This window comes from Dactylosporangium sp. CA-052675 (genome assembly GCF_050947935.1).
Taxonomy (GTDB): Bacteria; Actinomycetota; Actinomycetes; order Mycobacteriales; family Micromonosporaceae; genus Dactylosporangium.
The window spans coordinates 5,978,991-5,993,253 of record NZ_CP192010.1; the positions used below are offsets into that span (position 1 = coordinate 5,978,991).

The 14,263-nt window shown below is 74.3% G+C and carries 12 protein-coding genes; all 12 read right to left on the bottom strand.

Features of this window, described 5'->3' with window-relative positions:
* Window positions 1–5: 5 nt before the first annotated feature.
* Window positions 6–947 (bottom strand): TIGR03621 family F420-dependent LLM class oxidoreductase, encoded by a 942-nt coding sequence (locus ACQP1P_RS26720; protein ID WP_433074073.1) that lies wholly within the window; start codon window positions 945–947, stop codon window positions 6–8.
* Between the two features lie 74 nt (window positions 948–1,021).
* Entirely contained in the window at window positions 1,022–2,056 is a 1,035-nt protein-coding gene (locus ACQP1P_RS26725; RefSeq protein WP_433074075.1) for an isopenicillin N synthase family dioxygenase, read from the bottom strand.
* Window positions 2,057–2,061: 5 nt separating this feature from the next.
* Window positions 2,062–2,583, bottom strand: coding sequence for a chorismate--pyruvate lyase family protein (locus tag ACQP1P_RS26730; RefSeq protein ID WP_433074078.1), 522 nt, complete (start codon window positions 2,581–2,583; stop codon window positions 2,062–2,064).
* The gene (locus tag ACQP1P_RS26735) at window positions 2,565–3,296 is read right to left on the bottom strand and encodes a sugar phosphate nucleotidyltransferase (protein ID WP_433074081.1); all 732 of its coding nucleotides are present in this window, start codon (window positions 3,294–3,296) and stop codon (window positions 2,565–2,567) included. Before ACQP1P_RS26735 ends, ACQP1P_RS26730 begins: the two co-directional genes overlap by 19 nt.
* Window positions 3,293–4,945, bottom strand: a complete 1,653-nt coding sequence (locus ACQP1P_RS26740; RefSeq protein ID WP_433074084.1) for a carbamoyltransferase family protein — start codon at window positions 4,943–4,945, stop codon at window positions 3,293–3,295. Before ACQP1P_RS26740 ends, ACQP1P_RS26735 begins: the two co-directional genes overlap by 4 nt.
* A 74-nt stretch (window positions 4,946–5,019) precedes the next feature.
* The gene (locus tag ACQP1P_RS26745; protein ID WP_433074087.1) at window positions 5,020–6,069 is read right to left on the bottom strand and encodes a class I adenylate-forming enzyme family protein; all 1,050 of its coding nucleotides are present in this window, start codon (window positions 6,067–6,069) and stop codon (window positions 5,020–5,022) included.
* A 319-nt stretch (window positions 6,070–6,388) separates the two neighbouring features.
* Window positions 6,389–8,032: a carbamoyltransferase family protein gene (locus ACQP1P_RS26750; protein WP_433074090.1), complete on the bottom strand. Its 1,644-nt coding sequence runs from the start codon at window positions 8,030–8,032 to the stop codon at window positions 6,389–6,391.
* 131 nt (window positions 8,033–8,163) lie between these two features.
* Window positions 8,164–9,240 (bottom strand): Gfo/Idh/MocA family protein, encoded by a 1,077-nt coding sequence (locus ACQP1P_RS26755; protein WP_433074093.1) that lies wholly within the window; start codon window positions 9,238–9,240, stop codon window positions 8,164–8,166.
* Between the two features lie 28 nt (window positions 9,241–9,268).
* A complete protein-coding gene (locus ACQP1P_RS26760) occupies window positions 9,269–9,523 on the bottom strand; it encodes an acyl carrier protein (protein WP_350611435.1) in 255 nt (84 codons plus the stop codon).
* Window positions 9,523–10,404, bottom strand: coding sequence for a glycosyltransferase family 8 protein (locus ACQP1P_RS26765; protein ID WP_433074097.1), 882 nt, complete (start codon window positions 10,402–10,404; stop codon window positions 9,523–9,525). Before ACQP1P_RS26765 ends, ACQP1P_RS26760 begins: the two co-directional genes overlap by 1 nt.
* Window positions 10,401–12,215 carry an ATP-binding cassette domain-containing protein gene (locus ACQP1P_RS26770; RefSeq protein WP_433074100.1) on the bottom strand — a complete coding sequence of 605 codons (1,815 nt, stop codon included), beginning with the start codon at window positions 12,213–12,215 and terminating at the stop codon, window positions 10,401–10,403. Before ACQP1P_RS26770 ends, ACQP1P_RS26765 begins: the two co-directional genes overlap by 4 nt.
* Window positions 12,202–13,968, bottom strand: a complete 1,767-nt coding sequence (locus ACQP1P_RS26775) for an ABC transporter ATP-binding protein (RefSeq protein WP_433074103.1) — start codon at window positions 13,966–13,968, stop codon at window positions 12,202–12,204. The genes ACQP1P_RS26770 and ACQP1P_RS26775 overlap by 14 nt, the downstream gene beginning before the upstream one ends.
* Window positions 13,969–14,263: the final 295 nt, after the last annotated feature.

The following is a 14,263-nucleotide window of genomic DNA, read 5'->3' on the forward strand; positions in this document are numbered from 1 at the left end:
CCGGCTCACTTCCCGGTCAGTCGCTCGACCACGTCGGCGAACGGCTTGAGCTGCGCCGCGGGGAGCACCCAGTAGCTCATCCCGAGCCGGTCACGCAGCCGCTCGAGCCGGTCGCAGATCTCGTCGGCGGTGCCGACGAGCGCCAGCGGCGAGTCGAGGGCGTCCGCCGCGTCCATGCCGAACGCGCGCGCGAGGACCCGCTGCCCGTAACGGTCGCGGTCCGCGGTGACGGCACAGACCTGCGCGAGGCACTGGATCTCGATGTCGTCGAACCGGCCCTGCGCCCGGGAGCGGATCCAGTCGTGGCGGCGGTCGAAGTCGGCCAGCCGCGCCGAGGCGAAGAACGACGGTCCCCGCTGCGCGGCGGAGACCTGCGCGCTGACGTTGATGATGTCGGCGTGCTCGGCGGCGACCGCGAGCATCCTGCGGCCACCGCCGCCCAGGACCCATTTCACGGCCGCGGCCGGCGGGGGCGCGGGCTCGCCCACGGCCCCGGTGAGCGTGTAGTGCGTTCCGCGATGGTCCAGGGGGCCGCCCCGCCACAGCGCCTTGAGGATCGTGGTCGCCTCGGCGAGCCGGTCGATGCGCTCGCCCGCCGGTGCCATCGGGATGCCGGCCCGTTCGTAGTCCTGGGCCAGCCATCCGGCGCCGAGGCCGATCTCCAGGCGATCACCGGCGAACTGCGCGAGCGTCGCCAGCTCCTTGAACAGCACCAGCGGGTGCCGGAGATCGGTCGCGAGCATGAGGGTGCCGAGGGCGATCCGCCCGGTCGCCTCGGCGGCGGTCGCGAGGGACACCAGCGGCCCCCATTCCCGGCCGAGGTGGTCCGGCACGAGCAGGCCGCCGTAGCCCAGGTCCTCGGCGGTCCGGGCCTGCTCCCGCCAGCTTGGCGCGCTCGACACCTCGCTCGCCAGCACGGCGAACCGGAATCGACGATCGATGCTCATGCAGCTCCTTTCGAGTCCTTTCGAGTCCTTTCGAGTCCTTTCGAGGGGGCCCGCGGCCGGGCGGCCGGCACGGATCACCGCGGCGCCCGCAGGTTCTCCGCGATGCGCCGGTGCAGGTAGGCCCGGCGCATCTTCGCGGTCAGGTAGTCGCCGAACGTCACCGGCGCGTGGCGGGCCGGGTGCTGCCCGGTCACGCAGCTGGGGACGCACTCGATGAGGGCGTCGTAGCTCGGCTGGTGGAAGAAGGCCACCGAGTACCGGTCGTCGTGTCCCGTGCCGTCGCCGGTGTGCACGACCCGGTGCACGGTGCTCGCCCACCGGCCGTTGGTCCACTGGGCCATGAGGTCGCCGATGTTGACGACGAGGGACCCCGGCACCGACGGCACGTTCACCCAGCGCCGGTCCCGGTCGAGCACCTGCAGGCCGGCGTCGGTCTCGTCCTTGAGCAGGATCGTGAGCGTCCCCCAGTCGGTGTGCTCGCCCTTGCGCAGCTGGTCCTTGGCCGGGCGCCCCGGCTGACCCGGATACCGGTTCGCGGCCATGCTCGTCGCGTGCGCGGCGAACTTGTCCGCGAACCAGTCCTCGGGCAGGTCCAGCGCCAGCGCGAACAGCCCCATGATCTGCGCGGCGAGGCGCTCCGATTCGGCGAAGTACGCCAGGAACGCCTCCCGGAAGCCGGGCAGCGCCGGCCACCGGTTCGCCGCGTGCAGCACCGGGTCCCCGCCCGCCGGCCGCAGCGGTGCCGGCAGCGGCTCGCCGAGCCGGTTGATGACGAACGTCTCCAGCTCGCTGCCGCCGGGTCCCTGCTCGCGCTGGATGGCCGGCTCGGTCTCCCGGCCGTAGCCGCGCATCAGCGGGTCGGCCGGGTCCGCGCGCAGCGCCTCCTTCTGCCCGGCGGGCAGGTCGAAGAAGGCTCGCGTCGCCCGTCGCAGGGCCGCCGTGGTGGCGGCCGGCACGCCGTGGTTGACGACGGCGAAGAATCCGCTGGTCGCGCAGACCCGGCCGAGGGTGCGGGCGGCGGCCAGCCGGCGCGACGATGGACCCTGCGCCGTCGCCAGGTCGATGACCGGCACGAACCCGTCCACGAGGGTCACCGAAGGATCGCTCACGGGGTTCATCGCAGGAACTCCTCGGTGATCAGCAGGGCGGGGCGGCCCTGGATGAAGACGCGGTACGTGCGGCTGGCCACCGTTCCCGCCGGCCGGTCGAACCACAGCAGCTCGCGCCGGTGCTCCACGGCGGCCCCGATCAGGGCGCTGCCGATGCTGGCGTGCTCGTGCGCCAGCGCCGCCACGAAGTCCGGGGGCAGCCGGTCGGGGATCAGGACCGACGAGGCCGACAGATAGGCCGCGTTGGACCGCACCCCCTCGATCACGACCCGGCGGGCCAGCGTCGCGGCCCTGGCATCGGCGCGCAGCCACCGCTGCTGCACCGGCGTGAGCCGGCCGGCGGCCCGGTCGAGGCATCGGGTGCGCACCGCCTCCAGCGCGTACGCCTCGAGCAGGCTCGTCACGGTCCCGTCGGTGACGAGCAGGCACCGGTGGTAGGGCGACAGGGCGGCGAAGTCCAGCGCCGCGGCACCGGCCGGCCGCTCGTGCTGGGCGACGAACCGGCGCGTCAGACCCGGGTCAGCCACGCCTGCCCCTCCCGTCGCACCAGCGACTCGACCTCCAGGAAGTCCTTGTACGTGTCGAGGCCGAACCACATGCCGTCGTGCCGCAACCCGTGCAGCGCGCTCCGCGCGGCGAGCCGCGGCAGCACGTCGCGCTCGAAGGACGCGCCCGGTGACAGCTCGGCGAACAGTTCGGGCTCGCACGCGAAGTACCCGGCCGAGATGAGCGTGTCGTCGACCGGTTTCTCGTCGAAGGCCGTCACCAGCGTCCGCTCGCCGAGGCGCACGACGCCGTACCGGGAACGGACCCGGGTCGCGACCAGCGTGACGAGGCCCCGTCCGGCCTGATGGGTGCGGATCAGCTCGTCGAGGTCGAGGCTGGACAGCACGTCGCCGTAGCCGAGCAGGAAACGGCGCCGGCCCACGTGCGGCCGGGCGTCCAGCAGGCGCACGCACTTGCCGGCCTCGGTCCCGCTGTCCACGAACGTGATCCGCAGGCCGCCGGAGACCGGGTGGGAGCGCCGTACGACCTCGCGGATCGCCTCGGCGCGGTACCCGACGCACAGGACGAACTCCGTGCAGCCGAAGCCGCGGTAGTACTCCATGATGTGCAGCAGCAGCGGTTGCCCGTCGGGCAGCGGGCGCAGGGCCTTGGGCAGGTCGTCGGTGTCGGTGCGCTGGCGCAGGCCGAGGCCGCCGCACAACAGCACCACCGGCGGGCGCGGGACGGCCGTCATGCCGCACCGCTCCTGCGCAGCACCGTGTCGCCGAGGACGAGCAGGTCCAGCTCCGTGTTGAGGAAGCATCGGATGGCGTCCTCGGGCGTCTCCACGATCGGCTCGTCGTTGTCGTTGAACGACGTGTTGAGCAGCACCGGCACCCCGGTGATCCGGTCGAACGCGGTCAGCAGGTCGCACAGCGGCCGGTTGAGCCGGGGGCTGGCGGTCTGCATGCGCGCGGAGCCGTCGACGTGGGTGACCGCGGCGATCGTGGCCCGGTGCTCCGGCCGCACGTCCGGCACCAGCAGCATGTAGTAGTTCGGCGCGTCGGAGGTGAAGAACTCGGCCTGCCGGCCCTCCAGCACGACCGGGGCGAAGGGGCGGAACGCCTCGCGGTGCTTGACCTTCGCGTTGATGTGCTCCTTCATCCAGGCGGGCCGCGGGTCGGCGAGGATGCTGCGGTTGCCCAGCGCCCGCGGCCCGATCTCGGAGCGGCCCTGGAACCAGCCGACGATCGCCCCCTCGGCGAGCCGCGCCGCGACGTGGCCGAACAGGTCGTCCGGGTGCTCCACGCGCAGCCGGCGCCGGTACTGCTCGATGGCCGCGTCGATCTCGGCGGTGCCGTGGCGCGGCCCGAGGTACGGCGAGAACGGCGTGCGGGTGTCCTTGCGCTGGTGGCCGCCGATCTCGTGGTAGCCGTACAGGGCCGCACCCAGCGCGGTGCCGTTGTCGCCCGCCGCCGGCACGATGTGCACCCGCTCGAACGGCGTCTCCGTCAGCAGCCGGTAGTTGGTCACGCTGTTGAGCGCCACCCCTCCGGCGAGGCACAGCCGCCGCTCACCGGTCGCCTCGTGCAGCCGGCGCGCCAGTTCGAGCACGATGCGTTCCGTGTTCGCCTGGACCGCGAACGCGAAGTCCGCCCGGACGGCCTCCCGCGAGCGTTCGTCGGGCGCCTTCGCCAGCTCCCCCGCGATGAGCTCGCGCAGCGCGACCTGCTGCGCGTGCGACTGGCGGAACTCGCCGTCGGCGAGGTGGAACGTCTCGGCGAGCGCGTCGACGTACCGCCGGCCGCCGTACGGGGCCAGACCCATCGTCTTGCCCGGCTCCCCCATGCCGGTGCGCCGGGACACGAACCCGATCGCCTTGGAGACCGCCTCGTACATCCACCCGACGGAGTCCTCGTTGGGGTCCTCCATGCGCACGTCGGTCAGGGTCACCCGGCCGAGTTGCCGGCGGATGGTCCGCAGCCCGTCCGCGTCCGCGGCGTAGGAGGTGATCGTCTCGCCGCGCAGCCCGTCCGGGCCCTCGACCGTGCTGCCGCGGCCGTCGAGCACCAGCACGGCCGCGCTGTCGAACGGCGCCGTGTAGAAGGTGCTCGCGGCGTGGGACAGGTGGTGGCCGATCCAGTGCACGCGGTCCTCGAACCGCAGCGAGTACACGCGGTTGAGAAAGTCGTTGGCCACCACCAGGTCGACGTCGTCGATGCCGAGCCCGGCCTCGTCCAGCACCGCGTCGGCGGCCAGGCAGCGGGCCAGCCGCGGGCCGAGGCCGAACGCCTGCTTCACCCGCGTCAGCCGCTCCTCCTCCACCGCCGCGATCACCTCGCCGTCCTCCACCAGGCACGCGCAGAAGTCGTGGTGCGACCCGCCCAGGCCGAGCACCCGCATGTCGCCAGTCCTTTCGGTCGACTCGGAAACGTTGTCCTCAAGCAGTCCGCGGCGCGGCCATCACCGGTCGGGACTCACCGGTCGTGCCGGACGCGCTTGCCGGTCGCGGTGCGCGGCAGCTCGGCGTGCGCCTGGAAGCGGCGCGGCACCTTGGCCGGCGCCAGCCGGGCGCGGCACCAGGCGAGCAGGTCCGCGTCCGGCACGGCCGCGCGCAGCACCACGTGGGCCACCGGCACCTGGCCGCGCAGGAGGTCGGGCTCGCCCCGCACGTCGACGTCCGCCACCGCCGGGTGGGCGGCCAGGACCCGCTCCACCTCCTCGGGGTTCACCTTCTCGCCGTCGACGTTGATGACCGACGCGATGCGGCCGCGCAGTCGGATGCGGCCGCCGTCGAGCTCGGCCAGATCGCCGGTGCGCAGCCACCCGCCGTCGAGGCGCAGCGGGCGCACCCCGCCGGGCGTCAGGTAGCCGTCCGCGAGCGAGGAGGTGCGCACCAGCAGCTCGCGGCCGGCATCGCCGTGCGGCTCGCCGAGCCGGACCTCGACGCCGGGAAGGGGCTCGCCGATGTCGCCGGGCGCCTCGGCGCCGTCGACCGGGCCGAGGGTGATCGCCCCGGCCTCCGAAGAGCCATAGCAGTTGTACAGCGTGAGCTCATGCCACCGCGCGATGTCCCGGGCCGCTCCGGGCGGCAGCGGCGCACCGGCGGACACGGCGCGCTCGAACGGCCCGAGCACCGGCCCCGCGATCCGGACCGCCTCCCGCGCCGCGGTCCGGTAGTGCGCCGGGTGCGCGATGAGGACCCGCCCGCCGGTCCGCACCGCGGCCCGCGCGTGCTGCGACGGGATCGTCCGCGGCCCGCAGTGGTAGATGCCGGCGCCGGCCAGGATCGCGGCGACGAGGCCGTAGTTGAAGCCGTACGCGTGGTGCAGCGGCACCGCGACGACGACCGGGCTCCCGGGCCGGTAGCCGAGCAACCGCGCGACCCGGTGGCCGTCGGCGAGGATCGCGTCGGCGCCCCGCACCACGCCGGTCGGAGCCCCGGTGGACCCGGAGGTGAGGAAGGTCTGGGTGTGCGGGGGCGCGCCGGCCGGGGCGTCGCCGGCGGCGCCCCGGTCCGCGTACACCCCGAGCTCGGGGTCGCGGTAGTCGGCCTCGCCCGGGCCGGGCCGGTCGCCGACCCGCGGCCCGGCGGGCGGCGCCGGTTCGAGGGGTCGACGTGGACGACCGGCACCCCGGCGAGGTCGCCCGCGAGCGTGGCGACCAGCGTCCCGACCGCGGTCCCGCAGGCGGCGACCAGCGGCCCCGGCGCCCGGCCGGGCCCGTCGAGCCAGGCGGCGAGCCGCTCGGCGCCGGCCCGGATCCGCGCGCCGGGAACCGCACCGCGGGCCGAGGCCACCTCCTGGCCGGCGAGCCGGTCGCCGAGCGCCGCGAACAGGCGGGCGGTCACGGCGCCGGCACCTTGGTGACCAGGGTGTCACCGAGGACGAGCGCGTCGAGGTCGGTGTTGAGGAAGCAGCGCACGGCGTCGGCCGGCGACTCGACGATCGGTTCGTCGTTGTCGTTGAACGAGGTGTTGAGCAGCACCGGTACCCCGGTCAGCCGTTCGAAGGCGGCGAGGAGCGCGTCGAGCCTGGGGTTGAGCGCGGCGGTCACGGTCTGCAGCCGGGCCGAACCGTCGGCGTGGGTCACCGCCGCGATCTGCTGGCGTTTGTGCTCCAGCACCGGCGCCACGAGCAGCATGTAGTGGACGGGGACGTCGGTGCCGAAGAACTCCGCCTGCCGGGCCTGCCGGACGATCGGGGCGAACGGGCGGAACGGCTCGCGGTGCTTCACCTTCTCGTTGATCCGGTCCTTCATCCAGGCCGGGCGCGGGTCGGCGAGGATGCTGCGGTTGCCCAGCGCCCGCGGCCCGATCTCGGAGCGCCCCTGGAACCAGCCGACGACGTCACCGGCGGCCAGCCGCAGGGCGACGGTCACGAGGAGCTCGGCGGGGCGGCTGACCCTGACCCGGTCGGACACGGCGTTCAGGGCCGCGTCGATGTCGGCGGTGCCGTACTCCCGGCCGAGGTACGGCGAGAAGGGCTCGGGCCGCGGGGTCCAGCCGGCGCCGCCGTGCTCGTGGTGGCCGTAGAGGGCGGCGCCGAGCGACGTGCCGCTGTCCCCGGCGGCCGGCACGATGTGCACCTCCTCGAACGGCGTCTCCTCGAGGATCTTGAAGTTCGCCACGCTGTTGAGCGCGACCCCGCCGGCCAGGCACAGCCGCGGCTGTCCGGTCTGCTTGTGCAGCCAGCGGGCCAGCTCGACGATGACGCGCTCGACGTGGTGCTGCACGGCGTGGGCGAGGTCGGCGCGGACTTCGTCGCGGCCCCGCTCGCCCGCCTTGGCGAGCTCGGACTGGATGTGCCGGCGCATGGCGATCTGCTGCTGCGTCGACTGCCGGAACCGGCCGTCGGCCAGGCTGTAGCACTCCCGCATGGCGTCGACGTACCGGGGACCGCCGTAGGCCGCCAGGCCCATGGTCTTGCCGGCGCCCTGCCCGCCCGGGCCGCCGAAGCCGATCTCCCGCGACACGAGCTCGTACATCCACCCGATCGAGTCCTCGCAGGGGTCCACGGACCGCTCGTCGGCGAGGGTGACCCGGCCCGCGTGGGCGGTGAGCGGGCGCAGCCCGGACGGGCCCGCGCGATAGGACGTCGTGGTCTCGCAGCACAGCCCGGCGTCGGTGCCGACGTCGCTGCCCCGGCCGTCCAGGACCAGCACCGCGGCCTCCTCGAACGGCGAGGTGTAGAACGTGCTCGCGGCGTGGGAGAGATGGTGGCCGATCCAGTGCACCCGGTCGCCGAACCGCGCGGCGTACACGGGGTTGAGGAAGTCGTTGGCGACGACGAGGTCGACGTCGTCGACGCCCAGGCCGGCCTCGCCCAGCACGTAGTCCACCGCCTCGGCCTTGGCCAGCCGCGGACCCAGCCCGAAGGCCATCTTCACTCTGGTCAGCCGCTCCTCCTCCACGGCCGACACGACGACGCCGTCCCGCACGAGGCAGGCACCGTAGTCGTGGTGTGATCCGCCGAGACCGAGTACTCGCATGGGTCACCGCCTTTCTGGGGCATGAACGATCGCGGTTCGTTGGCCATCGCGCGGGACGGCGATCCCGGCCGCCGGGTTCGTGTCGGGTTCGTCGCACGCCGCCCGTTGCCGGATCGACGCCGGCCGCGGCATCAGCGCGCCGCCTTCGGCTCCAGCTCGGCCCCGTGCCGCGCGAGCAGCACCTCGACGTCGACCCGGACGCCGCGCCGGGCCGACTCGATCGCCGCCTGGGCCGTGGCGAACGTCAGCAGGTTGTCCGACGCCTCGCCCCAGGGCGGCGGGCCGCCCCGCAGCGCCGCCGCGAACTCGTCCAGCGCGGCCGTCACCAGCGCGGCCGGTTCCGCGGGTGCCGGGCCCGGCCCCGTTGCCGCGCCGGCCGCCGGCGACCGGTCCGCACGCAGCTCGGCGACGGGGGCGGTCTCGCCGTCCCAGATCGCGCTGCCGTGGCTGCCCGACACCCGCCACCGGCCCGTCCACGACGTCTCCAGCCCGTCCGAGCACCACGAGCCCGTGTACCCGAGGTGGACGCCGTTGGTGTACTCGACGGCCACGACGGCGGCGGCGGGCCCGGCGTACCAGCTGCCGGGCGGGTCGTGCTCGGTCGCCGTGACCGCGACCGGCCGTTCACCGGTCACGAACCTGACCGCGTCGAAGGTGTGCGGCGCCATGTCGAGCAGCAGCGGATGGTCCATGGCGAGGCGGAAGCCGGCGTCGCGGTACGCCCGATGGAACTCGACGCTCACGAGCCCCAGCGGGCCGAGGGTGCGCGCCACGTCCCGCAGCCGCTCCAGGCCGGGCTCGTAGCGCCGCGACTGCGCGATCATGAGCAGGCGGCCGCGCTCGCCGGCCAGCCGGGTCAGCGCGACCGCCTCCCCGAGGGTCGCGGCGAACGGCTTCTCCGACAGCACGGACAGGCCGGCCGACAGCGCCGCGGAGGAGACCGCGAAGTGCGCGGCGGGCGGGGTGATGTTGACGCACACGTCCGGCGCCCGGGCCAGCAGCCCGCCGAGGTCGCCGGTGACCGTCAGGTCCGGCCGCCGCAGCCGGATCGCCGCGCCCCGGGCCCGGCGCTCGTCGAGATCCGCGATGCCGACGAGGTCGAACCCGGGATGCGCCTGCACCGCCCGCAGCCAGGTCATGCCCATGCCGCCGGCGCCGACCACGACGGTGCGCAGCGGCGCCGGGCCAGGAAGAAGGTGGAGGTTCACCGGGCTTCCCGCGTGCTCGCCGGGCCGCTCAGCCGGCCTTGCTCTGCACGTAGTCGGCCATCTTCCCGACGGCGGCGAAGTCGTCCACCACCAGCTCCTCGTCGGGGATCGTGACGCTGAACGTGGACTCCAGCCAGACCAGCGTCTCGAGGATCCCCAGCGAGTCGAAGCCCGCGAAGTCGCGCAGGTCGCGGTCCTCGGCGATGGGGCCGTCGCCGACGTCGGTCAGCACGGTCCGAAGGTGCTCGGTGATGGTGTCCACGATCTTCTGACGGTCGCTCATCAGGTTCCCTTTCTCGTGGTACCGGCCACGCGCCGGGTGACGGCGTGGAGGTGGAGGCTGTAGGTCTGTGCCGCCGGTCCGGCCGGCAGCAGGCCCCGCCACGGCTTGGACGGCGAGACGTAGTGCATGACGACGGCGTCGGCCTCCTCGGCGGCGAGAGCCTCGTCGGTGGGCAGGCGCTCCGGCGGCAGCCGAATCCACGGGGTGCGGCGCAGCGCCGACAGCGGGATCGTGTTGAACCGCCGGGGCAGCCGGTGCCAGCGGTCGCGGGCGGCCAGGTTCAGCGCGTCCTGGTCCCACAGCCGCAGATGCCGGGAGTGCTCGGCGACGGCCCGGAAGGCCCGCTCGAAGAGCCCGTCGCGCCGGCACTCGGCGAGGTCGAAGACCATGACGCCGCTGTTGAAGTACGCCCGGTCGCCGTCCAGGCCGAGCTCCGGCCAGCCGGGCAGGGCGCGGCCGTCCGCCAGCGTCGGGTTGACCGTGTCCTGGACGGCGCCGAACGGCAGGCCCCGCAGGTCGGCGTCCAGCAGCGGGCGCAGGTCGCCGCGCACGACGATGTCGGCGTCGAGATACACCGCCCGGCCGGCGTCCGCGACGGCGGCCGGGATCGCCAGCCGCAGATAGTTGGCCCGGGCGCCGCCGAAGGCCGTGTTGTACGGCAGGTCCGGCAGCTCCGCGCGGCGCAGTACCAGATCCAGGTCGTGGCCGGCGGCGACGGCCGCGATGTCGGCCCGGGTGCCCTCGGCCAGCCCCTCGTGCAGCACGACCACCGTGAGCCCGCGCGCGCCGGCCGGCTGCGAGACGCACAGCGACTCCAGGGCGACGAGCAGCGGCACGCGGTAGGAGTCGTCGACCGCGAACACGATCGGGACGGCACTCACGCGCGCGCACCCGGCCGGCTGCCGGCGTAGGCGCCGGCCTGGATGTTGTACAGCTCCGCGTAGAGGCCGTCGCGCCGCATGAGCTCCTGGTGGGTGCCGTGCTCGACCAGGCGGGAGCCGTCGATGACCACGATGAGGTCGGCCATCCGTACGGTGGAGAACCGGTGCGACACGAGCAGGGTGATGCGCCCCGGCTCGCCGGCGTCGGGTTCCCGGGCCGCGGCGGCGTAGCGTTCGAACAGCTCCCACTCGGCGACGGCGTCGAGGGCCGAGGACGGTTCGTCGAGCACGAGCAGCAGCGGGCGGCGGCGCATGAACCCGCGGGCCAGCGCGATCTTCTGCCACTGCCCGTGCGACAGGTCGACGCCGCCGGCCCAGGCCGCGCCGAGCTGCGTGTCGAGGCCCCGCGGCAGGCCGGCGACGAGGTCGGTCGCGCCCGCGCGGGCCAGGGCGTCCGGCAGCGCGTCCGGGTCGTCGCGGTGCAGGTCGCCGACGCCGACCGCCTCCCGGACCGGGTACTCGAACTTGACGAAGTCCTGGAACGTCCCGGCGACGCGCTCCTGCCAGGCCGCGGGGGCGAGGGTCGCGAGGTCGGCACCGTCGACCATGATGCGCCCGGCGGTGGGGGCGTAGTACCGGCACAGCAGCTTCACGAGCGTCGACTTCCCGGCCCCGTTCTCGCCGACGATCGCCACGACGGCGCCGGCCGGCAGGTCCAGGGTCACGTGCTCCAGCACGGCGCGCTCGGCGCCCGGGTACCGGAACGTGAGGTCCTCGACCCGGATGCCCTGGCGCAGCCGCTCCGGGGGCGGGCCGTCGCCGGCCTGCGCCGCGGCGCGGGCGTAGTCGTCGAGCCAGGTGAGGCGGCGGGCACCGTCGAGCCAGATGAGCCGGAACAGGTGGATGTCGCGGACGGCCTGGCCGAGGTACTGCGACAGCCGGCTGCCCGCGGCGAGGGTCAGCACGGCGGCCGCCGCGGCGTCGGGGCCGGTGGCGACGACCGCGACGCCGGCCACGAGGGCGGCCCCGAGGACCGCGTAGGCCGCCGACAGCCAGACCGCGGAGACGGACCGGGCCCGGGCCATGCCCCGGTACCGCGCGAACCACGAGGTCTCGGCCAGCTCCACGAGACGCTCCGGCAGCCGCCCGACCCGCACCTCCTTGGCCGCCTGCGGGGTGGTGCCCAGCAGGAAGAGGCTCCGCGCCCGCCGCTCGGCCTGCGCCCCGGCCTCCTCGGCCCGCTTCTCCACCTTGCCGCGCCAGTCCGACACGAGCACCGGCGGGATCGCCAGCAGCACGAGCAGCAGCAGCCACGGGCGGATCGAGGCGAGCAGGCCGACGGTGATGCACAGCCGCAGGACGACCCCGAGATTGGAGAAGAGCATCTGGTACAGCTGGCTGAGCGCCGACGCGTGATCGCGCAGGAGCGCGAGCCGGTCGACGTATTCGGCGCGCTCGTGATGCTCGATCGTCGGGATCCTGGCGTGCAGCCGCACCATGTACGACTCGACGTCGACGGCCGCGCGGTCGGTCAGCCGGGTGTTGATCCGTCCCGCGCCGAGGCCGAGCAGCCAGGTCGCGGTCACGAGGGCGGCGAGGGTCGCGGCGGCGACGGCGATCCGGCGCGCGTCGCCGTCGGCGGTGGCGGCCACGAGCCGCGACAGCGCCAGGGCGAGCAGCGCGTCGGGCGCGGCCCCGAGCACGGTCACGGCGAACGCCGCCACCATGAGGACGGGCTGGGCCCGCAGCCCCAGCCGCAACGACAGGGCCAACGACCGCGGCGACGACGGCAACTGGTCAGCGGCTGGCACGGTGCGTGTCCTCCTCGTCGAACCGGGACGCCTGCATGTCGAACATGGCGCGGTAGCTGCCGCCCAGCGCCATGAGCTCGTCGTGGGTGCCGAGCTCGGCCACCCGGCCGTCGCTGAGCACGCAGATGCGGTCCGCGTGCCGCACGGTCGAGAACCGGTGCGAGATCAGCAGCGTGGTGCAGGCGCGGGTGGCGGCCAGGACCCGGTCGAAGATCTCGGCCTCGCCGCGGACGTCGAGCTGGGCCGTCGGCTCGTCGAGCACGACCACCCCGGCGCCCTGGCGGACCGCCGCGAGGGCCCTGGCGATCGCCACCCGCTGCCACTGGCCGCCGGACAGGTCGGTGCCGTCGTCGTACCCGGGCGCCAGCACCGTGTCGAGCCGGCGGAGGTCGGCCGCGCCGGCGTCGGCGAGCGCGGCGAGCACCACCTCGTCCGGGGCTCCGAGCGGCGCGACGTTCTCCCGCAGCGGCAGCTCGTACCGTGCGAAGTCCTGGAAGACCGCGGTCAGCCGGCGCCGCCACGAGGTGACGTCGAACTCCCGCAGGTCCCTGCCGTCCACGAGGATCTGCCCGGACGTCGGGTCGTACAGGCGGCACAGCAGCTTGATGAGGGTGGTCTTGCCCTGGCCGTTGAGCCCGACGACGGCGAGCGACGTGCCGGCCGGGATGACCAGATCCAGGCCGGACAGCACCTCGTGATCCTGGCCCGGATAGGTGAACCGCACGTCGCGGAACCGGATCTCGGCGGCCGGCAGGCCCTCGGCGTCCGCCGCGCCGGACGGCAGCGCGCCGGTCTCGGCCATGCCCCGCTCGGCGCGCAGCACCGCCTCGACGTTGTCGGCGGCCAGTGCGAGGGCCCAGTTGAACCCGCCGAAGGCGATGAGGCTGGCCCCGACGGCGGCCTGGGCGAACACGACGACCCGGCCGCTGTCGATGTGGCCCGCGCCCGCCTGCCGGGCGATCCACCAGAAGAGCACGGCGTTGGCCGCGAGCAGGATCAGCAGCGCCCAGCGCAGCGGGCGCTGCCGCACCCGCGTGGAGTGCAGCCGCCGGTCGACGAGGTCCCGCCGGCTCGTGACGAACCGGCCGACCAGCCAGTCGGCGAGGCCGAAGACCCGGATCTCCTTCGCCGCCGGGCCGGCGACGCCCAGGCCGTAGGTGTACTCCGCCCGCTGCTGGCTGGCGCGGACCTCGTCCTGGGTGAGGTCCCACGAGGTGCTCTCGCGCAGGAGCACGTGGGTCGAGGCCCAGGCCGCGCCGATGAGCAGCGGGGCCCACCAGGCCAGCCCGAACAGCAGCAGCGCCTGGATCACGCCGGTGATGATCATGACCAGCCCGCCGGAGATGATGCCGAGCGACAGCGACAGCTGCGGGCCGGACATGCCGGTGTCGAAGTCCCGCGCGACCGCCAGGTCACCGGCCCGCTCATGGGACTCCAGGTGCTCGATGCCCTGCGGAGCGGTCGCGGCCACCAGCAGGCGCCGGTGCAGGTACAGCGCGACGCGGTCGCCGAGGTTCGCGCCGACCTGGCTCAGGATCGGCGCCTGCACCAGACCGGCGACGAACACCACGCCGAGCAGCACCAGCGGTGTCCGCGGGCTGTCCGCGCGCTGGAGCGCCGATACCAGCACGCCGACCGTCACGCTGAACGCCGACGGCAGCAGGCCGCCGAAGGCGACCAGCCCCCACCAGGCGGCCGCGAGGGCCCGGTCGCCCCGCGGCAGCACGGCGAACAACCGCCGGACCTCGCGCATCACATCTCCTCGTTCGCCGCGCTGGCAGGGTTTCGGGGTGCGGCACCGCGTCCGGCCGAGCGTTCCGTGCCGAGCCGGCGGCCATTTCGGAAAACGGGAGCATCAATCCACAGCCGCCAATGCCCCCGCCGTCGGCCCGAGTGACCCTACCGAGACGCGACCGAGCATGGCAACTATCCGACCAATTTTTGCAACTCTTGAACTCTCCGGAGTCAACGAACGCCCTCACCATCAGCCACCTCAACCGCCGGAAAGGCCGGCACGGCGAGAAGTATGCGGGGACTCGCCCTATTTG